The sequence below is a fragment of the Alteromonas gracilis genome, from assembly GCF_002993325.1.
GTDB classification, from domain to species: domain Bacteria; phylum Pseudomonadota; class Gammaproteobacteria; order Enterobacterales; family Alteromonadaceae; genus Alteromonas; species Alteromonas gracilis.
Map to the genome: position 1 here is coordinate 104640 of NZ_PVNO01000029.1, position 23481 is coordinate 128120.

Below are 23481 nucleotides of genomic sequence, written 5' to 3' on the forward strand. Positions count from 1 at the left end.
TCGTCAAAACGTCGTTCATTTTGACGGGAATAGAACTTAGCTTTTAATGAATGTTTAAAAAAGTCGTACTTAAACTTTTAATTGTCATTTAGGTGCTCCTCCCATTCATACTTCCTTTTTGTCTTGCTATACTTGAGATTCTCAAAGAACCTCGGAGAATCTTTATGCCCTTAAAAGCTACCTCAGTAAGATTAGATGATGAAACGCTTGCACGTGTAGGCGAAATGGCTAAAGCGATGGATAGGCCTAGGGCGTGGTTGATGGCCGAAGCTGTCAAGCAGTATGTTGCTCGCGAAGAGTGGTTTATTCAAGAGGTGGAAAAAGGTATGAAGTCCGCTGATGAGGGGCGCTTGACCGACCAAACTGATGTTAAAGCTAAATGGGAGGCTAAGCGTGCAGCTCAAATGGACTGATCTCGCTGTTACCGACTTAGAGAAAATTGAAGTTCATATTGCTCAAGAAAATAGCCCCACTGTCGCTATCGATGTTGTTATAAACATCATTGATAGTTCGCACCTAATCTTATCAAAACACCCTAGGGCGGGTCGCCAAGGTCGATTGAAAAATACGCGAGAGCTTGTGATTAATGGCCTGCCGTTTATCGTTGTATATCGAGAGAACATCATTACAAATTGCATCGAAATACTACGTGTTCTTCATGACGCTCAGCAATGGCCGAACGCTGACTAAAAACAACTTGTTTTTGGAAAGAATTAAGTTTGTTGTGCGACTCGCAACATAGCGTTCATAGCCTCTAGTTGTACAAATAACGTGTATAGACTCAAGCCTATACACGCTAACAAAATTGTAGAATGCTATGCCTTCATCTCATAGCTATGCGTATTAACCACTTTTCCAGTTTTGGTTAGAATAGCATCCACATAGTGCCATGTGGCTTTTGCAGTATTCTCTGTAACGGTCAATGTCATGAACCCGCGCTGGTGAAGATTACAGTACTGCAAGTCTTCAATGAGTAGCGGAAGATCATCGGCAAGGGTTTCTGCCATTTCATCATCCATGTTGAGATAATGTTCCATACCCGGCGATGTCACACCTGGGGTGGCAAGCTCAACACCAACTTGTGTTCCATCCTTTAGCGTTAGTTTATTGTGCCATGCATTATGCGTATCGCCAGCAAGCGCTATTACTGGTTTGCCGATAGATTTTAGCTGCATCAATACTTGTTCGCGCTCAACAGGGTAGCCATCCCATGCATCTAAATTATAGGGCATTACGGTATTGATAAGTGCCAACTCTTGTTCGCTTAGCGTCGCCCCCTGCATTTGCTTGCGCTTAATATTCGCAAGTTGGTGTACGTGTGCAGGGATCTCCTCTCGCTTAACACCGTTAAAAATAGAGACAGGAAATAGCATGCGGCCAATCAATAGCTGTTGACCGAGAACTTGCCATTTTGCCTGGCTTTGCTGCATAGAGGTATGTAGCCAATTGCGCTGGGTTTCCCCTAGAAGTCCCCGTTTAGGGTTGCTGATATCTTTCATAAAGCCCGCTTGGTCAAAGGCTTTAGTTTCCGCGTCGCGATAGTTGGCGTATTCAAGCTGCTTGTCACGGGCAAGTACACGGGTATCTAGCATGTATAAATCAAGCAGGTTGCCAAAGGTAAACTGCCGATAAATTTCTAAGCGCTCAGTGCCAAACGGCGGGCGAATAGGGAGCCATTCATAATACGCTTGAACTGCTGCTGCGCGACGTTCATAAAAATCACCTTCATCTGCTTGATGATTTTCAGCCCCATCTTTATAGGTGTCGTTTGTAATTTCATGGTCATCCCACACAACAATAAAAGGCTTATTCTGATGCAGCGCAAGTAGGCCCTCATCCGTGCGGTATAGCGCGTAACGGTTGCGATAGTCAGTGAGCGTATAAAGTTCTGTATCGTTATCGGGCGCGAAGGTTCGACCAATCTCTTTTGCATGTTCCGTGGCGTAACCCTTTCCATCGTACTCATAAATATAGTCACCAAGGTGCAATACATAGTCGATGTTGTTGTCTTTCGCAGCTTCCATATACGGGGTGAAAAAGCCAGCAGGGTAGTTAGAGCAAGAAAATATACCAAATGTGACGTTAGACACATCGGCTTCAGGTAACGTGCGGGTTTCACCTACAGGGCTTATATTGTTAGCGCTTTTGAAGCGATAAAAATAACGACGGGCGGGGCTGAGGCCTTTTACATCTACTTTTACGGTAAAGTCATGGGTTGCTTTGGCTTCAACCATGCCGCTGCTTATCACATCACTAAAATCAGCATCACTTGCCATTTCCCACAAAATATCGGCTTTAACTAGTCCAGTGCCTGGTGCTGGCAAGGCGCGCGTCCAGATAATAACGGCATCTTTTAGTGGGTCGCCACTAGCTACTCCATGGGTAAACTGTGCGTCAGTTTTGGGGGAGTTATTTGCAGAATTGCTAACAGTACAGCCCGCTAGCCCAGTAGACACTGCCACGCTCGCTCCGGCGAATGACGACAGTTTAATAAATGATCTTCTATCCATATCCATGCTCTTTTAAGGGTTTGTAAGGTAACTAGTGATGTAATTGTTTTGTTGAACGTGCGTGCAACAAAAATGAAGACCCATTTTTATACTCATTGTTTGTGACATCGAGATGTCAGGCTGAAGTGAATCGATAACTGAACATTAGATCGAAGTTTACACATTTATGCTCGATTAAAATATGAACATATTTTTGAGGCGGAATTACCTCTGTGGTAATCTTGTATAGGTCGTTATATGGCAATTGTAAGCTTCCTACATCATGAGCTACTTGAAATGTGGCTCTCAGATTACGATGAATGGCTTCCGTTAGCATATCGTCATGAGGTCTGGAATGCTTTGTTCGATTTGGACGCTGCATCACAAATATCTGATTTGCTAGATATCGGCGCACTAAGATCCGAAGAAAGCGCTCTTTGGTATGTGACTATCACGGTGAATAGCGTAGAGCCTTGTGGAGCGGTAACTTGTTATTTTAATGATGGTGACTGTTTCAGTCTTGATTTCAGAGAATACAATCCATGAAACAAAGTATGCACATAGGTATTGAATACAAAGGTAACCAGGGCAATGCAATAATTGATGCCGGAGAACGAGCGTCAAGACCTGAACATCTCAAGAGGCCTCATCCCGGTGAAGTGTTTAAACGTCGGTGTATGTCTAAATCACCGTTGAAACAAACCGAGATTGCGCAATGTCTAGAAATTTCGACTAAACATTTATCGCGATTTGTTAACGGGCATTCAAATCTAACTATTGAATTTGCTCGCAAGCTAGAAGCCGTGAGCGGAATAAGTGCTCAGGCCTGGATGCATTACCAAGTTGCCTACGATTTGTACAGAACAGCAAATAATAAACCCAGTTTAAAATCAATTTACTAAACCAAAACTCAGCTAACTGGCTTATCGCCATGACGGCAAGAGGGGGACTAAAAAAATTTCAGTGTCGCGTAAATTGAAGCAGTTCGCTTAGCACGGCAACAACATTTGCGTTTCCAGCGAAGTAATTTGTTAAATCCAATATGCCCAAACAACACGCAATCTTTTACTTTAAATACTGTTATACTGTGCATCAATTAACCACCTGAACCAAATTCGGTTCGAGTGTCTAAAAATTCATATTCCAACGTTTTCTCTGGCGCTTCATAAATAAAAGCCGCAAATAAAAACGTTTTGAGCGAAATACAAAAGGTAAATTTAAAATACATGAGTGACGATCCGCATTATCAGCGCGAGAAAGAGAAGTACGACAATCCGGTAGCTAGCCGGGAATATTTAATGAGCTTATTAAAAGAGCACGACAACCCGTTGTCGTTTCTTGATATCTGTAATTTGGTGAATGCGTTCGACGAAGAAGCGCGTATTGGTATTCAGCGTCGCTTACGTGCTATGGAGCGCGAGGGGCAGGTACAGTTCACCAAACAGAAGAAATACATACTTCAAAACCGTGATGAAATAATTAAAGGTCGTATTATCGGCCACAGAGATGGTTTTGGCTTTCTACGTCCGGAAGATAAAAGCGGTGACTTATTTATAAGTGCAGGGCAAATGAATTTGTTCCTTCACGATGATGTTGTAGAAGCGCGAGTGAGCGGTACTGATCGCCGCGGTAGAAAAGAAGCCTTTATTACTCAAGTCATAGAGCCTCGTAGCGAACCTATTGTGGGTCGTTACTTTGTAGAGCAAGGTTTTGGCATGGTTGTGCCAGATGACAGCCGCTTGCAGCACGAAATTGTCATCCCGCCCGAAAGTACACATGGTGCCCGCATGGGGCAGGTGGTTGTGGTAGAACTTACTCAGCGCCCCCGTCGCAAAATGAACCCAGTGGGAAAAATTGTTGAAGTACTTGGCGAGCACATGGCGCCAGGTATGGAAATCGAAATGGCCCTTCGCACGTTTGATATCCCGCATCAGTGGCCAAACGGCGTTACTAAGCAAGTGGAAAAGCTTACCGATCAAGTGCCTGATGAAGCCAAAGAAGGGCGTATGGATTTGCGCCAGCTTCCGCTGGTGACTATTGACGGTGAAGACGCCCGAGATTTTGATGACGCTGTTTATTGCGAACCTCTCGATGATGGAGGCTGGCAGCTTTGGGTAGCCATTGCTGATGTGAGCCACTACGTGCGCACCGGCACAGCCCTTGATGATGAAGCGCAGCAGCGCGGTAACTCAGTGTATTTCCCTGATCAAGTCATCCCCATGTTACCTGAGGTGCTGTCGAACGGACTGTGTTCACTGAACCCTGAAGTTGACCGCCTGTGTATGGTGTGTGAAATGACCATCAGCGCCCAAGGGAAACTAGAAGAGTTTCAGTTCTATGAAGCAGTGATGAACTCTCATGCCCGTCTTACCTATAACAAGGTATGGGGTATTCTACAAGGTGACAAAGAGCTGCATCAGCGCTACGAGCCACACGTGCCTCACCTTCGTAACCTACACGACCTTTATCGCGCTCTCAAAAAGGCCCGCGCCAAACGTGGTGCCATTGAATTTGAAACCCAAGAAGTGAAATTCGTCTTCAATGCCCAGCGCAAAATTGAAAATATCGTGCCGCTAGTACGTAACGATGCGCACAAGCTTATTGAAGAGTGCATGATCATGGCGAACGTAAGTGCGGCCTTGATGCTAGAAAAGCATGAAGCGCCAGCGCTATACCGAGTGCACGATAAGCCCGATGCTGACAGGCTAACTGCATTTACCAGCTACTTAAGTGAAATAGGCATTCCGCATCGCATTGTTGAAGATGCAGAGCCTGCAGCGTTTACCGATGTGGTGCTTAAAACCCGTGGCCGCGTAGACGAAGAACTTATTCAAACCATGTTGCTGCGTTCAATGAAGCAGGCGGTATACGATGGTGACAACGTGGGTCACTTTGGTTTGGCCCTTGAGGCTTATGCGCACTTTACGTCACCAATACGTCGCTACCCTGATTTAGTGGTACACCGAGCGCTTAAAGGAATTATCGCTAAACAGAAGGGCAAAAACGCAGTAAGTGGTGCGAAAAACTATACCGTTGAGGAAATAGAGCAGCTAGGCGAGCAGTGTTCAATGACCGAGCGACGCGCCGATGATGCAACCCGCGATGTTGCCGACTGGCTGAAATGTGAGTTTATGCTCGATCACGTTGGCGATACCTTTGAAGGTGTAGTGAGCTCAGTGACAAACTTTGGTTTATTCGTTCGCTTAACGGAATACCATATCGACGGCTTGGTGCACATTACATCGCTAGATGATGACTACTATCATTACGACGATGTAAAACAAGCGCTCGTTGGCGAGTCAGGCCACGGCCAGTTTAGGCTAGGTGATACGGTAGAAGTCACGGTTGCTGCGGTTAATCTTGATGAAAGAAAGATTGATTTATTGCTCGATAAGTCTATGCTGCGCTCCGCCAAAGGCAAGAAGGTTAAAGTGAAATCAGCGAAAAAAGCTGCTGATAAACCTACTCGCTTTGATAATAAGCCTCGCTCTGACAAAGGCTCGCGCTCTGACAAGAAAGGCAGCAAGGGTAAAGGCGGGTCAAACTCGTCCAGTCGTAGCGGTGGAAAGTCGTCAAGTCGCGGTGGCGCAAAAGGCGGTAGCAGCGGCAAAACATTGTCATTGAATAAAAGAGGTAAGCGTTAAATGGCGCAGCAAGAATGGTTATACGGGTTACATGCTATGCAGTCGGTACTTGAAAAAGAGCCAGAGCGTGTAATGGAAGTGTGGGTGCTAAAAGGGCGTAACGATGAACGCTTAACCAACATTGTTAACCAAGCACGACGTTTTGGCATTTCAGTTCAATTTAGTCAGCGCAAAGCGCTAGACGATAAAGTGAATGGCGAACAGCACCAAGGTGTCGTGGCAAAAGCAAAGCCAGCCCGTGTACTAGATGAAGCCGACTTAGATAAGATTCTGGCAAACGAGGCGCAGCCGCTTATTTTAGTGTTAGATGGTATCACTGACCCACATAACCTGGGCGCTTGCTTGCGTACCGCCGATGGTGCAGGTGTTCACGCAGTCGTCGTACCTAAAGATAATTCAGCAAGCCTGAATGGTACGGTGAGAAAAGTGGCCTGTGGTGCAGCGGAAGTCGTGCCCCTCATCCAAATCACAAACTTAGCTAGAACGTTAAAACATCTTCAAGATAAGGGACTGTGGATTATAGGTACAGCAGGTGAGACCGACAAAACCCTTTATGACGTTGATCTAAAAGGCCCGACCGCGCTGGTAATGGGCGCTGAAGGTAAGGGAATGCGTCGATTGACCAAGGAAACTTGTGATGAACTGGTTAAATTGCCAATGGCAGGCAGCGTAACCAGTCTTAACGTATCGGTGGCTACTGGTGTTTGTCTATACGAGATAGTCAGGCAGCGCAGTTTGTAGGGCTATATGAATGCTGTTGCGTCGATAGTTAAGCGCAAGAGCACATAAAAAATTTAGAAGGCGCGCAGAACGAGTTTTTGTGCGCCTTTTTCGTTTCTGGTTTTCTCAATAAAAAAATCACCCTCCTAACGCGAAAGGTATAGTTTTTAGGCTTCACTGAATAGCATTTAATATTTTGTTACACTTCTAATTGTAAAATAAATGTTAATTATGGAATTTCATTCCTAATATGAATTCGCTCATAGCGTTTGATTAGAGTGGCTTGCGTACATTAAGGGGGTTTTCTGCCCACATTTAAAGGTATGAAAAATACTCACCAAGGTTGAGGTATTATACTCAACGTATTGATTAACCAACTAATATGAGCTCTGCGAATAAGCTGGCGCACATGCTTATTTGCATACCTGACAAACGGGTAGGTCGTTGCAACGCTGTTGCGTCGGTTGTCATGGATGAGCTTTTCGTATGAGGTAATGGTTATACCTGTATGTCATTTAATAACAAATAGCTTCAAAAGCACGGACAAAAACAGTGCTGAAGTTAATAAGACAGATAAAACAGGAAATAAATTTTGAACTCAAAATTAAATAAGAAACACACATGTCTAACTGCAGCTGCTTTAGCTGTATCACTTGGTTTAACAGGTAACTCTGCAATGGCTGCCGGCGAAGGCCTGGTAAAAGTCAAAGAGAAACCACAAACCGTAGAACAAGCATTAGGTAAACGCCTAACCGTCGATCGTTTAGTTACCGCAGGGCCACAGCGCTACATCGTTAAGTTTAAAGATGAGATGCAAAGCGAGTCGATTGAGGTTATTTCTTCAAGCGACAAACTGAACGGCAATAAACTTAAAAGCGCGAAGACTAAAGGTAAAAAACCTTTCGACATTGCTGCGGCAAAATCTGAAGTCAGAAAAGCAGGTGGCGCTATCAAGAAAGAGCTGAAAAAGCAAAAAATGGTAGCGGCTACCATGAGCAAATCAGCGCTGAACAAGCTTCGCAATAACCCTAACGTAGAAAGTATTGAGGTGGACGTACTTCGTAAGCCAATGGCGCAAACAACCCCTTACGGGTATACCATGGTTCAGGCCAACCAGTTCGGCCAGTCAGACACCGCTGCCCGCAAAGTCTGTATCATCGACACAGGTTACAATTTGGGTCACCCAGATTTGCCAGGTACTAACGATGGTGTAACAGGCCAGGCAAACAACAGTGCAGTAGGTAATTGGTATAACGATGGCAACGGTCACGGTACTCACGTAGCGGGAACGATAGCGGCATACGACAACAATGAAGGTGTGGTTGGTGTATATCCAGGTGTTAACATGCATATCGTTAAAATTTTTAACGATAATGGCCAATGGACGTATGCGTCAGATCTTATCGATGCCATCTCTCAGTGTCAGGATGCCGGCTCTAATGTTGTGAACATGAGCTTAGGTGGGGGCAGCGCTTCTACTACCGAGCGCAACGCTATGCAAAGCTTCACCGATGCTGGCATGCTGTTAGTTGCAGCCGCAGGTAACGATGGTAATAGCGCCAAATCTTATCCAGCATCTTACGATGCCGTTATGTCAGTAGCAGCGGTTGACTCAAATGAAAACCGTGCAAGCTACAGCCAGTATAACGACCAAGTAGAAATCGCAGCGCCAGGTAGTGCGGTTCAATCGACCTACCCAACAAATACGTACGCAGCACTTAGCGGTACTTCAATGGCAACGCCGCACGTCGCTGGTGGTGCAGCTCTGGTATGGAGTTATTTCCCGCAGTGTACAAACAATGAAATCAGAAGTGCGCTTAATGCGACAGCAGAAGATAAAGGTAGTGCAGGTCGAGATAACTTCTATGGTCACGGTTTAATGCAGCTCGCCGACGCTTACAACTATCTTAATACTAACGGTTGTGCCGGTGGTAGCGGTGGCGGTGATAACGGAACTGACCCTGGTGTAGAGCCGGTATCGGGTCAGTTAACTAACCTGTCTGGAACGCGCAGAAACTGGGACCGCTACACATGGACAATTCCTGAAGGTGTGACGCGAATGACAATTCAAACTTCTGGTGGTTCTGGCGATGCAGACCTTTACGTGAAGTTTGGCTCTCAACCAGAGACAAGTGACTTTGATTGTCGCCCCTACCAAAATGGTAACAACGAAGTGTGCACCTTTGATGCGCCAGCATCCGGAACCTGGCATATTGGAATCCGTGCCTATTCTTCGTATAGCGGTGTAACGCTTTCTTACTCTTACGAGTAGTTACTTCGGTCTTCCCAACGACAACTTTTAAGCCTGCGTTTGCAGGCTTTTTTATTTTTTATAAAAGGTTATTGCACCTAATTTTCTGCATAAAACGGCCAACGTTTTATAAAGATATGTCAGCTTTGCAAAGATAGCGTAAAGCCAAGAACTAATCCCATCTAAGACAGCCATATCGCTGTATTGTGCGTGCCCATAAAGCACTTCAACTGTGCCTATTCCGTTGGACACTAGCACTCATCCAACAAAAGAAAAATTTTAAAGGACATTCAATTTATGCAATTGACCTCTCATTCTTTGCTTACTGGAACCTGGTTCCGCACACTGGCAATGGGATTTACTGCCCTCGTGGGGCTTACTGCGTGTGGTGGCTCAGACAGCACCAGTTCAGATTACTCTTATGCTTATCTTCAGTTTTACAATGCGTCTCCTAATGGCGCGAATGTGGAAATGCGGGAAGTAGATGGAGACAGCTTTGGCTCAGCGCAATTTGGTGACACAACGTCAATGTATTCAATGGATGATGGTGAGCTAGAGCTCGAATTCATACGCACAGATGCAAACGATCAGGAAGTCTTTATAGACACCGTAGCGGTAGATCTTAAAGAAGGATATAAAACTATCGTGGTGATGAGTGGCGACTTTAGCTCACCAATGTTTACGACCTATTCATATGAACGTGAGACAATGGAAGACCACTTTCGTTTATTCGGCTTATCAGTAGCAGTGGATGGTGCATCTTATGACTTTTATATGAGTGAGTCTGGCGATCCATTCGAGGCTGCAAACTATCTTGGTACGGTAACAACATCAGATATGCTTGAGTTTGAATACTGGGATAAAGATGACGACAGCGACTATTTCGATGAAGGTGAATACACCATTTATCTTACCGAGCCTGGCAGTGATGAGGTTTTGTTCGAGTCGCAAACCCTTGATTTCGTTTACGAGACAGAATACGTAATGACGCTTCGTGATGTAAGCGGGGCGATCCAGGACGGGCTTGTTGTTGACACCATACTAAATTCTTCAACAGTGACGGCGCTTACCGATGTTGAAGCCGACTCTCAGTATCGTATCTACAACTCAACCAACCTTGATACCCCGCTTCAAGTGACCTTTGGCGGTAATACCGACGAAGAGGACGTAAGCTTCACATTGGCCGCTGGTGAATTATCAGAGTTTAGTGCAATTCGCTACGGCGACTACCGCGTAACAGTTACCGACCCTTCTGGCACAGTATCGGGACTTAGCAACAAACTTATTACACTTAATCAAGGTGAAAGTAAGGCGGTATTGATTTACAACACCAACGAAATTCTTGGCGCAGCAACATTTGTAGAAAGCGGTTTGCCTCAGGCATACGATAAAACCGTAAACTTTATTAACCTTGTTAGTGATTTTGACGATGTTGATTTTTACTTAGTTCGAAATGATGAAACCATCGACACTGCCGAATATGATGTACAGAATCTAGAATTTGCAGAGAGCACCAGCGAAGTTTTGCCCTCTGATTATTACGAAGTGATCGCCGTCTATGAGGATGGGAATGAAGAGCAAGTGCTGCTTGATAGAACAGCGTTATTTGGTTTCACCGAGGAAGAGAATTACATCGTGACGGTCGAACCTGCAGACACACCTACTGGCTATGAAATAAACATTCTTTATTAATGAGTTAGTGTCGTAATTAGACTAATTGATAAGGTCTAAAACTTTCAATTATTGAAATCTCTTTTACGTTTAAAAGGTCGACATATTATATGTCGGCCTTTTTAATTGCTGACGTTGGCTGGGAAGCACATGAGTATCATCAAAGAGTTACAAATAATCTCTAACGACCACACCATGTCTTTAGATACGAAACTTCACAACCTGTTGGCGGTGGGGACGAAAATTCTTGGTCTAGAAACCGGGATTGTGAGCAATATCCGAGGCGAGCAATACAGCATATTAAGTGTTGTAACGCCAGGTGACAGTATACCCGTTAACAGTTTATTTGCGCTTCCTGATACTTATTGTGCAGATGTAGTAAATGCACAGTCTCACATTGCTTATCACGACATTAATTGTGAACCTGGTGCGTCACATCCTTGCTTTGCTAAATACACGCTTAAAAGCTATTTAGCAGCACCGGTTAATGTATCAGGAGAGTTCTTCGGTACCGTAAATTTCTCTTCACTTACACCTCGGCAAGAGCCTTTTACCTCAATAGAGGTAGATTATTTGCTGCTGCTGGCAACGTGGATTGGTAATGAGCTCGAGCGTCAGCAGGTAATGGAGAATCTTCATGCACAAAAAGCAATCCTGGCAGAGCGCAATTTATTACTCAGTCAGGTGACTAATCTTGCTGGCGTGGGGACGTGGGAGCTTAACCTTGATACGCAGGCACTTAGTTGGTCTGGTGCACTCAAGCGCATGTTACACATGCACGGAGAAAAAATTCTCAAACCCGAAGATGTGACCAATTTGATAGCCGACGATGCTCAGCGCAAAGACTACATAGAGCGCTTCGCATATATGATAAAAACAGGCAAAGACTTTGTGTACGAATTAGAGGTACGTACCGATGCCGGGGAGCCTCGTTGGCTGGAGAGCAGAGCACACCCTATTATCGAAAATGGACGTTGTATAAAAGTGATTGGCGCAACTATGGACATCACTCAGACATATCTTGATAAGGCCGTGTTACAACATAAATCTGAGCTAGCTGAAAACGCTTTGAAAACCCGAAGCGAGTTTTTAGACAAAATCAGCCACGAGATACGTACTCCCATACATGGCGTGCTAGGTATGCTAGAAGTGCTGATGGGCACATCTTTGAATAGCAAACAGTTTGAACTTGCTTCCAATGCATCAAAGAGCGCAGATTCATTGCTCAAAATTGTTAATGACATACTAGATTTTTCAAATATTGAGGCAGGTGATATTCCTTTTGAAGAAGCGGCGACTGATTTAGCCCTAACAATTGAAGAACAAGTGCCCATGTTCGCTCGTTTGGCTAAGCAAAAAGGGCTCGAATTAAACGTAAGTACAGAAAATCTTAAAGGAAAAGTGTTCAAAGCTGATAAATTACGGTTAGGGCAAATTTTGCTTAATCTTCTTAATAATGCGATGAAGTTCACTAAAGAAGGTAACGTTACTGTAGAAACGAATTGCATCCGCTATGGAAAGGGTAAGTTTCAAGTAAAAATCGTGGTGACAGATACGGGAATTGGTATAAGCGAGCAGCAGCAAAAGTTAATATTCTCTCCATTTATGCAGGTAGAAAATTCAGCGCAGCGGGGTTATGGCGGAACGGGGCTGGGCTTGTCTCTTGTGAGCAAAATTGCAGAGCATTACCAAGGTAATGTTGATGTGAATAGTCATCTCGGCGTGGGCTCTCGGTTTACCGTTACGTTGATGTTAGATGATGCCACGACAGGCGCCGATATTGAAAAGATATACGCAAGTAGAAACGACTTTTCGCCTACCCGCCAGGAGTTAAGCAGGCTAAAAGCGCTTATCGTAGAAGATAACGAAATTAATCAGTTAGTAATAAAAGAGCAGTTAAAAGAAATAGGGTTACCTAGCGAACTTGCTATTAATGGAAAGGAAGGCGTTGAAAAAGTAAAACGCTCATTTGCTGAAAAATCACCTTATGCTGTTATTTTCATGGACTGCCACATGCCGGTAATGGACGGTTTAGAAGCGACAAGACATATACGGGCGCTAGGAGAGCAGGCAAAGCAAATTCCGATCATTGCGTTGACCGCTAATGTTTTAACAGGCGATAAGGAAAAATGCTTGAAATCCGGTATGAATGACTTCATATCAAAACCTGTTGGTGTAAGTCGTTTGAAAGAATGTGTGTTCAGGCATCTCAGTAGCCAGATGCAAAACAACGTATCCGCGCTAAAAGATCCTGCTTGATAACCTATGACGTGGTTATCAGCCCCGACTTTTAGTCGGGGCTTTTTTATTGTCCGCATAGTCTAAAAATAATTCAATTTACCGCTATCACTTCCAAAAGTTTTCTGTTATTATTTCGCGCCCTTTTTATGGGGGTATGTACATAAAAGCAACGATATCCAGTTGTTTTTTAGCAGCACTAACGACTCGGGAGAGTCTTAATTTAAGAGCGGAGCACTAACATGATCCAAATGCAAACTAACCTGGACGTTGCAGACAACAGCGGCGCTCGCAGGGTTCAGTGTATTAAGGTTCTTGGTGGCTCGCATCGCCGTTATGCAGGTATCGGTGACATCATCAAAGTTACTGTTAAGGAAGCAATTCCTCGCGGTAAAGTTAAAAAAGGTGACGTACTGAACGCAGTGGTGGTGCGTACTAGAAAAGGCGTTCGTCGTGCAGATGGTTCTACCATCCGTTTTGACGGTAACGCGGCTGTTATGCTTAATGCAAACAAGCAACCAATTGGTACGCGTATCTTTGGCCCGGTTACCCGTGAGTTGAGAAGTGAAAACTTCATGAAAATCATCTCATTGGCCCCAGAGGTACTATAAGGAGTCACGATAATGGCTAATAAAATTCGTCGTGATGATGAAGTAGTCGTATTAGCGGGTAAAGACAAAGGCAAACAAGGCAAAGTCCTTAAAGTGCTTATTGCTGATAACCGTGTAATTGTAGAAGGCGTTAATCTCGTCAAGAAGCACACTAAGCCAAACCCACAATTGGGCGTAGCTGGTGGCATTGTTGAGAAAGAAGCTTCTATTCACGTTTCTAATGTTGCGATTGTTAACCCGGCAACGGGCAAAGCAGATCGCGTTGGTTTCCGTTTCGAAGATGAGAAGAAAGTACGTTTCTTCAAGTCTAACGGCGAACTTGTTTAATTATATTGGAGAGTACGATGGCGAAACTGCATGATTTCTATAAAGAAACAGTAGTAGCTGAACTTGCTAAGCAGTTCGGATACAAAAGCGTCATGCAAGTCCCTCGGATTGAAAAAATCACTCTAAACATGGGTTTAGGTGAAGCAGTTGCTGACAAAAAGGTACTTGAGAATGCTCAAGCTGACATGACGGCTATCGCCGGTCAGAAGCCTGTAGTCACAGTTGCAAGAAAATCAGTAGCGGGTTTTAAAATCCGTGAAGGTTATCCGATTGGCTGTAAAGTAACCCTACGCGGCGAGCGTATGTGGGAATTCCTTGAGCGTTTGATTTCAATCGCTATTCCACGTGTTCGCGATTTCCGTGGTTTGAATCCTAAATCATTCGACGGACGTGGTAACTACAGCATGGGCGTGCGTGAGCAAATCATTTTCCCTGAAATCGATTTCGATAAAGTGGATAAGGTTCGCGGTATGGATATCACTATCACTACCAGTGCGAATACAAATGAAGAAGCACGTGCTCTGCTGGACGCGTTTAACTTCCCATTCAAAAAGTAGGGGTGTAGGGTTATGGCAAAAGAATCAATGAAGGCACGCGAAGCTAAGCGCACTAAGCTAGTAGCTAAGTACGCTGAGAAGCGCGCCGCACTTAAAGCGATTATCAGCGATGTTAACGTTTCTGAAGAAGAGCGTTGGGACGCTGTTCTGAAGCTACAACAACTGCCACGTGACTCTAGTGCGTCACGTCAACGTAACCGTTGCCGTGTAACTGGACGTCCACATGGTTACCTACGCAAATTCGGTCTTAGCCGTATTAAGCTTCGCGAAGCAGCGATGCGCGGTGAAGTCCCTGGCCTTAAAAAAGCCAGCTGGTAAGGAGTAGCTGATAATGAGCATGCAAGATCCTATCGCGGATATGTTTACCCGCATCCGTAACGGCCAGATGGCACAGAAAGTTTCTGTGACTATGCCTTCTTCAAAACTTCGCGTTGCAATTTGTGAAGTATTGAAAGCTGAAGGTTATATCACTGACTTCACTGCTTCTGGTGACGTTAAGCCTGTTTTAGAAGTTACGCTTAAGTACTTCGAAGGCAAGCAAGTAATTGACACAATTGAACGTGTAAGCCGTCCTGGTCTGCGCATCTATAAGAAAAAAGATGAGCTTCCAAAGGTTATGGGTGGTTTAGGCGTAGCTATCGTGTCGACTTCTAAAGGTGTGATGACTGACCGTGCAGCGCGTAACGCTGGCATGGGCGGTGAGATCATCGGTTATGTAGCATAACGGAGGAGTTGAAATGTCACGTATAGCAAAAGCCCCAGTAGACGTTGTATCAGGTGTAGAAGTTTCTATCTCTGGTCAAGAAGTCACTGTTAAAGGTAGTAAAGGCACTTTGACCCGCGTTTTTAACGACGCTGTAGAAGTTGCACAGGAAGAGAACCAACTTAAAGCACTTCCACGTGAAGGTTTTGCTGATAGCTGGGCACAAGCAGGTACTGCTCGCTCTATCTTAAATGCAATGGTTCAAGGTGTTTCACAAGGTTTTGAGAAAAAACTTACTCTATTAGGTGTTGGTTACCGTGCAGCAGCACAGGGTAACACGCTTAACCTAACGTTAGGTTTCTCTCATCCTGTAGCATACCAAATGCCTGAAGGCATTACGGTTGAAACTCCTAGCCAAACTGAAATCGTCGTCAAAGGCGCCGATAAGCAGGTGGTTGGTCAGGTTGCGGCGAACATTCGCGGATACCGTCCACCAGAGCCTTACAAAGGTAAAGGTGTTCGTTACGCTGACGAAAACGTACGTCGTAAAGAAGCTAAGAAAAAGTAGGTGGGTGATACGATGGATAAGAAAACAGCTCGCATTCGTCGCGCTACTCGCGCACGTGCAAAAATTCGTGAACTGGCCGCGCATCGCTTGGTAGTAAACCGTACACCTCGCCACATTTACGCTCAGTTAATCGCTCCTTGCGGTTCTGAAGTGTTGGCTGCAGCTTCAACTGTTGAGAAAGATCTTGCAAAAGGTCTTAAGTCTACAGGTAACGCTGAAGCAGCGACGGTAGTCGGTAAAGCAATCGCAGAACGCGCACTTGAGAAAGGCATTAAAGCAGTGGCTTTCGATCGCAGTGGTTTCCAATACCACGGCCGCGTTAAAGCATTAGCTGATGCAGCTCGCGAAGCTGGTCTTCAGTTCTAGGAGTTTATAATGGCTAAACAAGATGTTCAAAATGGTGAATTTCTAGAGAAATTGATCGCTGTAAACCGCGTATCTAAAGTGGTTAAAGGTGGTCGTATCTTTAGTTTCACTGCATTGACAGTAGTGGGTGACGGTAACGGTCGCGTTGGTTTTGGTTACGGTAAGGCACGTGAAGTACCTGCTGCAATCCAAAAAGCAATGGAAAAGGCACGTCGCAACATGGTTGACGTAGACCTAAACGGTCACACGTTACAGCACCCGATTAAAGGTCGTCACTCTGGCTCTAAAGTTTACATGCAGCCAGCATCTGAAGGTACCGGTATTATTGCCGGTGGTGCGATGCGTGCAGTACTTGAAGTAGCTGGTGTACAAAACGTACTTTCAAAATGTTACGGCTCTACGAATCCAATCAACGTTGTACGTGCAACAATCAACGCGCTGACAGAAATGAACAGCCCGGCGAAAGTTGCTGCGAAGCGTGGATTGTCTGTAGAAGAAATTTTGGGGTAATCAGACATGGCAACGATTAAAGTAAAGCAAACTAAAAGTGCAATTGGCCGCTTGCCAAAGCACAAAGCTACGCTTAAAGGTTTAGGCCTTCGTAAAATCAACCATGTTCGTGAACTGGAAGATACCCCAGCCGTTCGTGGCATGATCAACCGTGTATATTACATGGTTGAGATAGTGGAGGAGTAAGACATGCGTTTAAATACAATTTCTCCAGCCGAAGGTTCAAAGCCTACTGGTAAGCGTTCTGGTCGTGGTATCGGCTCAGGTCTTGGTAAAACGAGTGGCCACGGTCACAAAGGTCAAAAAAGCCGTTCAGGTGGCCGCGTTAAGCCAGGATTTGAAGGTGGTCAGATGCCATTACAGCGTCGCCTTCCTAAGTTCGGTTTCACTTCACGCAAGAGCTTTGTTACTGATCAAGTAACTCTTGCTGAAATCGCGAAGGTTGATGGTGATACTGCGTCTCTTGAGACTTTAAAAGCAGCTGGACTTGTTAAGAAAGAAATCCAGTTCGTTAAAGTTGTAAAGAGCGGTGAAGTTTCACGCGCTGTTACAGTAAGCGGGTTAAAGGTTACTAAAGGCGCTAAAGAAGCGATTGAAGCTGCTGGCGGTAAAGTAGAGGAATAAGCTAGATGGCTAAACCAGGATTGGATTCAGGCGCTAAAAGCGGCTTGAGTGAGCTTAAGGCAAGATTGTTGTTCGTACTTGGTGCGATTGTTGTATTCAGACTAGGTTCTTACGTTCCTATCCCTGGCATCGATCCAGCGGTACTTGCTGACTTGTTCGAGCAACAAAAAGGCACCATTGTAGAAATGTTCAACATGTTCTCCGGTGGTGCGCTTGAGCGTGCATCCGTTCTGGCTTTGGGCATTATGCCATACATTACTGCATCCATTATTATGCAGTTGCTCTCGGTGGTTCACCCGCCGATGGTGGAGCTTAAAAAAGAAGGCGAAGCAGGCCGTCGTAAAATTAGTCAGTACACGCGTTATTTAACGCTTGTATTGGCTATCTTCCAATCTATTGGAATTTCGACTGGTTTGCCTAACCTGATTAATGGATTGGTGATAAACCCTGGCTTCGGATTCTACTTTACGGCAGTAGTGAGCCTGGTCACAGGAACTATGTTCCTTATGTGGTTAGGTGAGCAAATTACCGAACGAGGTATTGGTAACGGTATCTCTATATTGATTTTTGCTGGTATTGTTGCCGGTCTGCCAACAGCGATAGGTCAGACAGCGGAACAAGCAAGGCAGGGCGACATTAATTTGTTGTTCCTACTGTTGATTGGCGTAATTGTCATTGCTCTTACATACCTAGTTGTATTTGTAGAGCGCGGACAGCGCAGAATTGTGGTAAACTACGCAAAACGTCAGCAAGGCCGTCAGGTTTTTGCTGCGCAAAGCACCCATTTACCGCTAAAAGTCAACATTGCTGGTGTAATTCCACCAATCTTTGCTTCTAGCATTATTCTGTTCCCGGGTACTATCGCAGGATGGTTCGGACAGAATGAATCAACAGCGTGGTTGCAAGATGTAGCGCTTATGCTATCTCCTGGTCAACCGCTGTACGTGATGTTATACGCAGCTGCGATTATCTTCTTCTGCTTCTTCTACACGGCGTTGGTATTCAACCCGCGTGATACAGCAGACAACTTGAAGAAGTCTGGCGCGTTCATCCCAGGTATCCGCCCGGGTGAGCAAACGTCACGATACATTGACAAGGTAATGACTCGCCTTACACTGGCTGGCGCACTGTACATAACCTTTATTTGTTTAGTGCCTGAATTCATGTTGATTGCGTGGAATGTTCCGTTCTACTTCGGTGGTACGTCGCTTCTAATTATCGTAGTTGTTATCATGGACTTTATGGCACAAGTTCAGACGCATTTGATGTCTAGTCAATATGAGTCTGTGCTGAAGAAAGCTAACCTTAAAGGCTACGGCCGATAAGTTAGCCCCTTAATATTGATAGAAAGGGGAAAGATGTAATGAAAGTTCGTGCATCAGTAAAAAAGATTTGCCGTAACTGTAAAGTTATCAAGCGCAACGGTGTTGTGCGCGTAATTTGCAGTTCTGACCCAAAGCATAAGCAGCGTCAGGGCTAATCAAAGCGGTACAGAATATTTGCAAGGCTAAGAAAGCAGAACCTGAATTGTACTTATCAGGTTCTGCTAGTTTTGTTTAAAGTATTTTGAACCTTAATTTGCAATTTAGTCGACGGATAAGTATCCTATCGGGCTTTTTAGGTCGTCGACAAATAAACAAGAGGAGTGCTGTTAATGGCCCGTATCGCTGGCATTAACATTCCTGAGCACAAGCATGCTGTAATCGCTATCCAAGCGATCTATGGCGTTGGTCCCACACGTGCGAAAAGCATTTGTGCGGGTGCTGGTGTTGCAGAAAATACAAAAATCAAAGAGCTAGACGAAGCTACTATTGATAAGCTTCGTGACGAAGTGGCTAAATTTACCGTTGAAGGTGATTTACGCCGTGAAGTCTCTATGAGCATCAAACGTTTGATGGACCTGGGTTGCTTCCGTGGTATTCGCCACCGTCGTAGCTTGCCTCTACGTGGTCAGCGCACTAAAACTAATGCGCGTACCCGTAAAGGTCCTCGTAAGCCAATTAAGAAGTAAACGGGGAGTAAGTTATGGCTAAAGCACCAGCTCGTAGCACGCGTAAGCGCGCTAAACGTCAGGTTGCAGACGGTATGGCTCATATCCATGCGTCTTTCAACAACACAATTGTGACTATTACAGACCGTTCAGGCAATGCACTAGCATGGGCGACATCTGGTGGTTCAGGTTTCCGTGGTTCACGTAAATCTACCCCATTTGCTGCACAGGTAGCTGCTGAGCGTGCAGGTGTTGCTGCACAAGAATACGGTCTTAAGAACCTTGAAGTTTTTGTTAAAGGTCCAGGTCCAGGCCGTGAGTCTGCGATCCGTGCTCTTAACGCTACAGGTTATAAGATCACAAACATTACCGATGTGACCCCTATTCCTCACAACGGTTGTCGTCCACCGAAAAAACGTCGCGTTTAATCGACGGACAGTTGGAGAAAGATCATGGCAAGATATTTGGGTCCAAAACTCAAACTTAGCCGTCGCGAAGGAACTGACCTGTTCCTAAAAAGCGGCGTTCGCGCAATCGATTCTAAATGTAAGATCGATACAGCGCCTGGTCAGCACGGTGCCCGTCGTGGCCGTCTGTCTGACTACGGTGTTCAGCTGCGTGAAAAACAAAAAGTTCGTCGTATGTACGGCGTTCTGGAAAAGCAATTCCGCAACTACTATAAAGAAGCTGCACGTCTAAAAGGCAACACAGGTGAAAACTTGTTACAGCTTTTAGAACAGCGTCTTGACAACGTAGTTTACCGTATGGGTTTCGCTAGCACACGCGCTGAAGCACGTCAGCTAGTTAGCCACAAGGCGATCATGGTAAATGGTCAAGTTGTGAACATCCCATCGTTTAACGTTTCTGCCGAAGACGTGGTTTCTGTTCGTGAAAAAGCTAAGAAGCAAGCGCGTATCGTAGCTGCTTTGGAACTGGCTGACCAACGTGAGAAGCCAACCTGGATTGAAGTAGACAGCAGCAAAATGGAAGGCACTTTCAAGCGCGTTCCAGAAAGAACTGATTTGTCTGCGGAAATTAACGAACAGTTGATCGTCGAACTTTACTCTAAGTAAAGCTAACTAAAGAGGAAGCATTGTGGGTTCTGTGACTGAATTCCTAAAACCGAGATTAGTTGAGATCGAAAACGTTTCTCCTACTCGTGCCAAAGTAACTTTGGAACCACTAGAGCGCGGCTTTGGCCACACTCTAGGTAACGCCCTACGTCGTATTTTACTGTCATCTATGCCAGGATGTGCAGTTACAGAGGTAGAAATTGATGGCGTTCTTCACGAGTACAGCACCAAAGAAGGTGTACAGGAAGACGTAATCGAAATCTTGCTAAATCTTAAAGGTTTAGCGGTTCGCCTTGAAGGTAAAACTGAGGCTACCCTAACTCTAGTGAAATCTGGCGCTGGCCCTGTTGTTGCTGGTGATATTCAGCATGATGGCGACGTAGAAATTACAAATCCTGAGCACTTAATTTGTACTTTAACTGGCGAAGCTGAAATCAGCATGCGTATTAAAGTAGAAATGGGCCGTGGTTATGTACCAGCTTCTACCCGTCGCTCCTCTGAAGAAGATGATCGTCCAATTGGTCGTTTGTTAGTTGATGCTTCATACAGCCCAGTTGAACGTATTGCTTACACTGTTGAGTCTGCTCGTGTTGAACAACGCACAGACCTTGACAAGCTAATCATCGACATGGAAACGAACGGTACTTTGGATCCTGAAGAAGCGATCCGCCGTTCTGCAACCATCCTAGCTGAACAGCTTGATGCATTCGTAGATCTACGTGATGTATCTGAGCCAGTAGCGAAGGAAGAGAAGCCAGAATTCGATCCGATTCTGCTTCGTCCAGTAGATGACCTAGAGTTAACAGTACGTTCTGCAAACTGTTTGAAAGCAGAAGCTATCCAGTACATTGGTGACCTGGTACAGCGCACTGAGGTTGAGCTACTTAAAACGCCTAACCTTGGTAAGAAATCGCTAACTGAAATCAAAGATGTTCTAGCATCTCGTGGTCTTTCTCTAGGTATGCGCCTAGAAAACTGGCCGCCAGAGAGCATCGCTGAAAAAGATTAATCAGGTTTTTATCAAACTGATTTGTAGAGAAGGATAAAACTATGCGCCATCGTAAGAGTGGTCGTCAGTTGAATCGCAACAGCAGCCATCGTCAAGCTATGTTCAAAAACATGGCCGGTTCTTTGGTCAAGCACGAAGTGATCAAAACTACGTTACCAAAAGCGAAAGAATTACGTCGCGTAATCGAGCCTCTAATCACTATGGCTAAAGAAGACAGCGTTGCAAACCGCCGTCTAGCTTTTGCCCGCACTGGTGACAAAGAGGTTGTAGGTAAACTATTCAACGAGCTTGGTCCTCGTTACGAAGCTCGCCCAGGCGGTTACACTCGCATTCTTAAATGCGGTTTCCGTGCTGGCGACAATGCCCCAATGGCATATGTTGAGCTAGTTGACCGTCCAGTTGTAGAAGCTGAAGAAGAAGCAGTAGAAGCAACTGAAGAGTAATTAATACTCGATTAGAAAAAGGGGCCTGAGTGAAAACTCAGGCCCCTTTTTTTGTACCCAAAGAATAATGGGGTCAGTGTTACAACTCTCAGCCCATTATTCTTTTCACCCTGAATCTGCACAATCAACTGGATCTGCTTTTCTATATTTCTATTCATCATTCTGGCTTGTAGTTTGCTGTATTTCTTTGCAACGCAAATTTTAAAAGTCATCCCAATAAAGTATTCGCCATTTATGTATTTCAGTTTTTCATGGCAAGGAAGGTTATGTTAACTACGTCGTCGTTTACACAGTCGCTATCATCAACTCCGTTGTTTAGTAAAACACTGTCAACCGCTTACGAGCGGCTAAGTTCAGGGCTAAGAATCAATAAAGCTGCAGATGACAGTGCTGGTTTACAAATATCGAATAGGTTGACGTCAGAATCCTTGGCGAAAAACCAATTGCGAAGAAACTTAAACGACGGCATTAGCTATGCACAAATAGCGGAAGGCGGGCTGCAAGAATCTGCCGATATATTGCAGCGTATGCGGCAATTAGCGATGCAGTCTCAAAACGGCATTAACACTGATGCGGATAGACGCGCAATAGATAAAGAATTTCAGCAATTAAAAAACGCACTAAACGGAATAGCCTACAACACCGAAGCGTTTAACCGATTGCCTTTGCTAGGTGATAACGACTTATTGTCAGATAACGTACCTTCAATAGGTGATACTTTTGTAAAGGGTAATACAGTTCAATTGAGCAGTGGCTTACGTTCTGTAGCCTACATTCCAGCTGGTTCAACAAATATATCTATAGATATTGATAGCTTTTCAGCAGACGATGATCTGCAGGTATTTACAACTAGAGGTAGGCATCTAGTTGGTACCCCACTGTCTGACAATGTGTGGAGTACTAATAACGTAAACTCAACGAGTGACATCAAACGTTTTTTATTCCTACCAGAAGAAGGGTATGCACCAACGGCAAGCTACGATGGTAGTTCTTTAATTACTAGCGGTTCTGGTACGATTAACGGAACAACGTTCACTTTCTCAGGCGATCAGCACCCAGGCATCACAACAGAAAGCTTAACCATTGATAATACGAGCGAGCCGCTCATTATTTCAGTAGTGGGGCAAGGCGTATTTAATGCCACAGTAGATTGGGATACGTTGGGTGCTGCAGGAAGCGGTGGAAATAGCTTTGAAGCGGGCCCTGTAGATATCACTGCTACTAACTCGCTTAGCGATGGCACAGATTTTATAAACTTAACTAAAACGCCAGTGGGTTTATCTGACCTAGACATGGTTGAAAGCGATGTGCTTACCTTTGAAAATGCAGAAGTGGCGTTACAGCAAATTGATGATGCATTGGAATATGTTAGCGAAAGCCGAGCGTTTTACGGCGCAAAGATGAATCAAATGGAGTCGGCCCTAAAACTCAATGACCGTATACACGAGGGCTTAATGGCAGCCCGTTCTCAAATCCTCGATACAGACTTCGCTGCAGAAACCGCTAAATCTACACAGGCGGAAATTGTTGAGCAAGCCAGTATTTCTGTAAGGGCACAAGCTAGATCTACTGATGAACAGGTTTTGGGGTTGCTTAGTTCTGTCAGTAATAATTAGAAAGGTTATGTTCTCGATTAGAAATCGTTGGTGGTAATGAAGTCTGTATTACTTCTATCTAAACTAAAATC

28 protein-coding genes are annotated in these 23481 nt (G+C 44.8%); 27 read left to right on the top strand and 1 reads right to left on the bottom strand.

Annotated elements, in window-relative coordinates; all coding sequences use genetic code 11:
- Positions 1 to 164: 164 nt before the first annotated feature.
- A complete protein-coding gene (locus C6Y39_RS15950) occupies positions 165 to 413 on the top strand; it encodes a CopG family ribbon-helix-helix protein (protein WP_105932233.1) in 249 nt (82 codons plus the stop codon).
- The gene (locus C6Y39_RS15955) at positions 394 to 690 is read left to right on the top strand and encodes a type II toxin-antitoxin system RelE/ParE family toxin (RefSeq protein WP_105932234.1); all 297 of its coding nucleotides are present in this window, start codon (positions 394 to 396) and stop codon (positions 688 to 690) included. The genes C6Y39_RS15950 and C6Y39_RS15955 overlap by 20 nt, the downstream gene beginning before the upstream one ends.
- A 125-nt stretch (positions 691 to 815) precedes the next feature.
- On the opposite strand, the gene C6Y39_RS15960 is transcribed toward C6Y39_RS15955, so the two are convergent.
- Entirely contained in the window at positions 816 to 2510 is a 1695-nt protein-coding gene (locus C6Y39_RS15960) for an alkaline phosphatase D family protein (RefSeq protein ID WP_105932235.1), read from the bottom strand.
- Positions 2511 to 2747: 237 nt separating this feature from the next.
- Here C6Y39_RS15960 and C6Y39_RS15965 point away from each other — a divergent pair, with 237 nt between their 5' ends.
- From C6Y39_RS15965 to C6Y39_RS16090, 25 genes are all read left to right on the top strand, one after another.
- Positions 2748 to 3035 (top strand): hypothetical protein, encoded by a 288-nt coding sequence (locus C6Y39_RS15965; protein WP_105932236.1) that lies wholly within the window; start codon positions 2748 to 2750, stop codon positions 3033 to 3035.
- On the top strand, positions 3032 to 3391 hold the full coding sequence (locus C6Y39_RS15970) for a HigA family addiction module antitoxin (RefSeq protein WP_105932237.1): 360 nt from the start codon (positions 3032 to 3034) through the stop codon (positions 3389 to 3391). The genes C6Y39_RS15965 and C6Y39_RS15970 overlap by 4 nt, the downstream gene beginning before the upstream one ends.
- A 324-nt stretch (positions 3392 to 3715) precedes the next feature.
- Positions 3716 to 6133, top strand: coding sequence for a ribonuclease R (rnr, locus tag C6Y39_RS15975; RefSeq protein WP_105932238.1), 2418 nt, complete (start codon positions 3716 to 3718; stop codon positions 6131 to 6133).
- Positions 6134 to 6874 carry a 23S rRNA (guanosine(2251)-2'-O)-methyltransferase RlmB gene (rlmB, locus tag C6Y39_RS15980; protein WP_105932239.1) on the top strand — a complete coding sequence of 247 codons (741 nt, stop codon included), beginning with the start codon at positions 6134 to 6136 and terminating at the stop codon, positions 6872 to 6874.
- A 571-nt stretch (positions 6875 to 7445) separates the two neighbouring features.
- The gene (locus C6Y39_RS15985; protein WP_105932240.1) at positions 7446 to 9125 is read left to right on the top strand and encodes a S8 family serine peptidase; all 1680 of its coding nucleotides are present in this window, start codon (positions 7446 to 7448) and stop codon (positions 9123 to 9125) included.
- 276 nt (positions 9126 to 9401) lie between these two features.
- Entirely contained in the window at positions 9402 to 10796 is a 1395-nt protein-coding gene (locus C6Y39_RS15990) for a DUF4397 domain-containing protein (protein ID WP_105932241.1), read from the top strand.
- Positions 10797 to 10925: 129 nt separating this feature from the next.
- The gene (locus tag C6Y39_RS15995) at positions 10926 to 13034 is read left to right on the top strand and encodes a GAF domain-containing hybrid sensor histidine kinase/response regulator (protein ID WP_105932242.1); all 2109 of its coding nucleotides are present in this window, start codon (positions 10926 to 10928) and stop codon (positions 13032 to 13034) included.
- A gap of 221 nt (positions 13035 to 13255) precedes the next feature.
- Positions 13256 to 13624 carry a 50S ribosomal protein L14 gene (gene rplN / locus C6Y39_RS16000; protein ID WP_012519228.1) on the top strand — a complete coding sequence of 123 codons (369 nt, stop codon included), beginning with the start codon at positions 13256 to 13258 and terminating at the stop codon, positions 13622 to 13624.
- A 12-nt stretch (positions 13625 to 13636) separates the two neighbouring features.
- Positions 13637 to 13951 (top strand): 50S ribosomal protein L24, encoded by a 315-nt coding sequence (rplX, locus tag C6Y39_RS16005; RefSeq protein ID WP_014950912.1) that lies wholly within the window; start codon positions 13637 to 13639, stop codon positions 13949 to 13951.
- A 17-nt stretch (positions 13952 to 13968) separates the two neighbouring features.
- Positions 13969 to 14508 carry a 50S ribosomal protein L5 gene (gene rplE, locus C6Y39_RS16010; RefSeq protein WP_014950911.1) on the top strand — a complete coding sequence of 180 codons (540 nt, stop codon included), beginning with the start codon at positions 13969 to 13971 and terminating at the stop codon, positions 14506 to 14508.
- 12 nt (positions 14509 to 14520) lie between these two features.
- Positions 14521 to 14826, top strand: a complete 306-nt coding sequence (gene rpsN, locus C6Y39_RS16015) for a 30S ribosomal protein S14 (RefSeq protein ID WP_105932243.1) — start codon at positions 14521 to 14523, stop codon at positions 14824 to 14826.
- Positions 14827 to 14839: 13 nt separating this feature from the next.
- Complete coding sequence (gene rpsH / locus C6Y39_RS16020; RefSeq protein WP_105932244.1) at positions 14840 to 15232, top strand: 30S ribosomal protein S8; 393 nt, start codon at positions 14840 to 14842, stop codon at positions 15230 to 15232.
- 13 nt (positions 15233 to 15245) lie between these two features.
- Complete coding sequence (gene rplF / locus C6Y39_RS16025; RefSeq protein ID WP_105932245.1) at positions 15246 to 15779, top strand: 50S ribosomal protein L6; 534 nt, start codon at positions 15246 to 15248, stop codon at positions 15777 to 15779.
- Between the two features lie 12 nt (positions 15780 to 15791).
- Positions 15792 to 16145: a 50S ribosomal protein L18 gene (gene rplR, locus C6Y39_RS16030; RefSeq protein WP_105932260.1), complete on the top strand. Its 354-nt coding sequence runs from the start codon at positions 15792 to 15794 to the stop codon at positions 16143 to 16145.
- Between the two features lie 9 nt (positions 16146 to 16154).
- Positions 16155 to 16655: a 30S ribosomal protein S5 gene (rpsE, locus tag C6Y39_RS16035; RefSeq protein WP_012519221.1), complete on the top strand. Its 501-nt coding sequence runs from the start codon at positions 16155 to 16157 to the stop codon at positions 16653 to 16655.
- Between the two features lie 6 nt (positions 16656 to 16661).
- Positions 16662 to 16841, top strand: a complete 180-nt coding sequence (rpmD, locus tag C6Y39_RS16040) for a 50S ribosomal protein L30 (protein WP_014950907.1) — start codon at positions 16662 to 16664, stop codon at positions 16839 to 16841.
- Positions 16842 to 16844: 3 nt separating this feature from the next.
- The gene (gene rplO / locus C6Y39_RS16045) at positions 16845 to 17279 is read left to right on the top strand and encodes a 50S ribosomal protein L15 (RefSeq protein ID WP_105932246.1); all 435 of its coding nucleotides are present in this window, start codon (positions 16845 to 16847) and stop codon (positions 17277 to 17279) included.
- Between the two features lie 5 nt (positions 17280 to 17284).
- Complete coding sequence (gene secY, locus C6Y39_RS16050) at positions 17285 to 18604, top strand: preprotein translocase subunit SecY (protein ID WP_014977524.1); 1320 nt, start codon at positions 17285 to 17287, stop codon at positions 18602 to 18604.
- A 38-nt stretch (positions 18605 to 18642) separates the two neighbouring features.
- Positions 18643 to 18759: a 50S ribosomal protein L36 gene (gene rpmJ / locus C6Y39_RS16055; protein ID WP_012519217.1), complete on the top strand. Its 117-nt coding sequence runs from the start codon at positions 18643 to 18645 to the stop codon at positions 18757 to 18759.
- A 174-nt stretch (positions 18760 to 18933) separates the two neighbouring features.
- Complete coding sequence (gene rpsM / locus C6Y39_RS16060) at positions 18934 to 19290, top strand: 30S ribosomal protein S13 (protein WP_012519216.1); 357 nt, start codon at positions 18934 to 18936, stop codon at positions 19288 to 19290.
- Positions 19291 to 19304: 14 nt separating this feature from the next.
- On the top strand, positions 19305 to 19697 hold the full coding sequence (gene rpsK / locus C6Y39_RS16065) for a 30S ribosomal protein S11 (RefSeq protein ID WP_012519215.1): 393 nt from the start codon (positions 19305 to 19307) through the stop codon (positions 19695 to 19697).
- Between the two features lie 24 nt (positions 19698 to 19721).
- Positions 19722 to 20342 (top strand): 30S ribosomal protein S4, encoded by a 621-nt coding sequence (rpsD, locus tag C6Y39_RS16070; protein ID WP_012519214.1) that lies wholly within the window; start codon positions 19722 to 19724, stop codon positions 20340 to 20342.
- A gap of 19 nt (positions 20343 to 20361) precedes the next feature.
- A complete protein-coding gene (locus tag C6Y39_RS16075; protein WP_105932247.1) occupies positions 20362 to 21351 on the top strand; it encodes a DNA-directed RNA polymerase subunit alpha in 990 nt (329 codons plus the stop codon).
- 41 nt (positions 21352 to 21392) lie between these two features.
- Positions 21393 to 21794: a 50S ribosomal protein L17 gene (gene rplQ, locus C6Y39_RS16080; protein WP_012519212.1), complete on the top strand. Its 402-nt coding sequence runs from the start codon at positions 21393 to 21395 to the stop codon at positions 21792 to 21794.
- A gap of 266 nt (positions 21795 to 22060) precedes the next feature.
- Positions 22061 to 23410, top strand: coding sequence for a flagellin N-terminal helical domain-containing protein (locus C6Y39_RS16090; RefSeq protein ID WP_105932249.1), 1350 nt, complete (start codon positions 22061 to 22063; stop codon positions 23408 to 23410).
- Positions 23411 to 23481: the final 71 nt, after the last annotated feature.

What these genes read in the sequence shown, in the direction of transcription:
- C6Y39_RS15950 (WP_105932233.1), top strand. Translation starts at nt 165, where the DNA reads ATGCCCTTAAAAGCTACCTCAGTAAGATTAGATGATGAAACGCTTGCA.
- C6Y39_RS15960 (WP_105932235.1), bottom strand. Translation starts at nt 2,510, where the DNA reads ATGGATAGAAGATCATTTATTAAACTGTCGTCATTCGCCGGAGCGAGC.
- C6Y39_RS15965 (WP_105932236.1), top strand. Translation starts at nt 2,748, where the DNA reads ATGGCAATTGTAAGCTTCCTACATCATGAGCTACTTGAAATGTGGCTC.
- C6Y39_RS15970 (WP_105932237.1), top strand. Translation starts at nt 3,032, where the DNA reads ATGAAACAAAGTATGCACATAGGTATTGAATACAAAGGTAACCAGGGC.
- rnr (WP_105932238.1), top strand. Translation starts at nt 3,716, where the DNA reads ATGAGTGACGATCCGCATTATCAGCGCGAGAAAGAGAAGTACGACAAT.
- rlmB (WP_105932239.1), top strand. Translation starts at nt 6,134, where the DNA reads ATGGCGCAGCAAGAATGGTTATACGGGTTACATGCTATGCAGTCGGTA.
- C6Y39_RS15990 (WP_105932241.1), top strand. Translation starts at nt 9,402, where the DNA reads ATGCAATTGACCTCTCATTCTTTGCTTACTGGAACCTGGTTCCGCACA.
- C6Y39_RS15995 (WP_105932242.1), top strand. Translation starts at nt 10,926, where the DNA reads ATGAGTATCATCAAAGAGTTACAAATAATCTCTAACGACCACACCATG.
- rplN (WP_012519228.1), top strand. Translation starts at nt 13,256, where the DNA reads ATGATCCAAATGCAAACTAACCTGGACGTTGCAGACAACAGCGGCGCT.
- rplX (WP_014950912.1), top strand. Translation starts at nt 13,637, where the DNA reads ATGGCTAATAAAATTCGTCGTGATGATGAAGTAGTCGTATTAGCGGGT.
- rplE (WP_014950911.1), top strand. Translation starts at nt 13,969, where the DNA reads ATGGCGAAACTGCATGATTTCTATAAAGAAACAGTAGTAGCTGAACTT.
- rpsN (WP_105932243.1), top strand. Translation starts at nt 14,521, where the DNA reads ATGGCAAAAGAATCAATGAAGGCACGCGAAGCTAAGCGCACTAAGCTA.
- rpsH (WP_105932244.1), top strand. Translation starts at nt 14,840, where the DNA reads ATGAGCATGCAAGATCCTATCGCGGATATGTTTACCCGCATCCGTAAC.
- rplF (WP_105932245.1), top strand. Translation starts at nt 15,246, where the DNA reads ATGTCACGTATAGCAAAAGCCCCAGTAGACGTTGTATCAGGTGTAGAA.
- rplR (WP_105932260.1), top strand. Translation starts at nt 15,792, where the DNA reads ATGGATAAGAAAACAGCTCGCATTCGTCGCGCTACTCGCGCACGTGCA.
- rpsE (WP_012519221.1), top strand. Translation starts at nt 16,155, where the DNA reads ATGGCTAAACAAGATGTTCAAAATGGTGAATTTCTAGAGAAATTGATC.
- rpmD (WP_014950907.1), top strand. Translation starts at nt 16,662, where the DNA reads ATGGCAACGATTAAAGTAAAGCAAACTAAAAGTGCAATTGGCCGCTTG.
- rplO (WP_105932246.1), top strand. Translation starts at nt 16,845, where the DNA reads ATGCGTTTAAATACAATTTCTCCAGCCGAAGGTTCAAAGCCTACTGGT.
- secY (WP_014977524.1), top strand. Translation starts at nt 17,285, where the DNA reads ATGGCTAAACCAGGATTGGATTCAGGCGCTAAAAGCGGCTTGAGTGAG.
- rpmJ (WP_012519217.1), top strand. Translation starts at nt 18,643, where the DNA reads ATGAAAGTTCGTGCATCAGTAAAAAAGATTTGCCGTAACTGTAAAGTT.
- rpsM (WP_012519216.1), top strand. Translation starts at nt 18,934, where the DNA reads ATGGCCCGTATCGCTGGCATTAACATTCCTGAGCACAAGCATGCTGTA.
- rpsK (WP_012519215.1), top strand. Translation starts at nt 19,305, where the DNA reads ATGGCTAAAGCACCAGCTCGTAGCACGCGTAAGCGCGCTAAACGTCAG.
- rpsD (WP_012519214.1), top strand. Translation starts at nt 19,722, where the DNA reads ATGGCAAGATATTTGGGTCCAAAACTCAAACTTAGCCGTCGCGAAGGA.
- rplQ (WP_012519212.1), top strand. Translation starts at nt 21,393, where the DNA reads ATGCGCCATCGTAAGAGTGGTCGTCAGTTGAATCGCAACAGCAGCCAT.
- C6Y39_RS16090 (WP_105932249.1), top strand. Translation starts at nt 22,061, where the DNA reads ATGTTAACTACGTCGTCGTTTACACAGTCGCTATCATCAACTCCGTTG.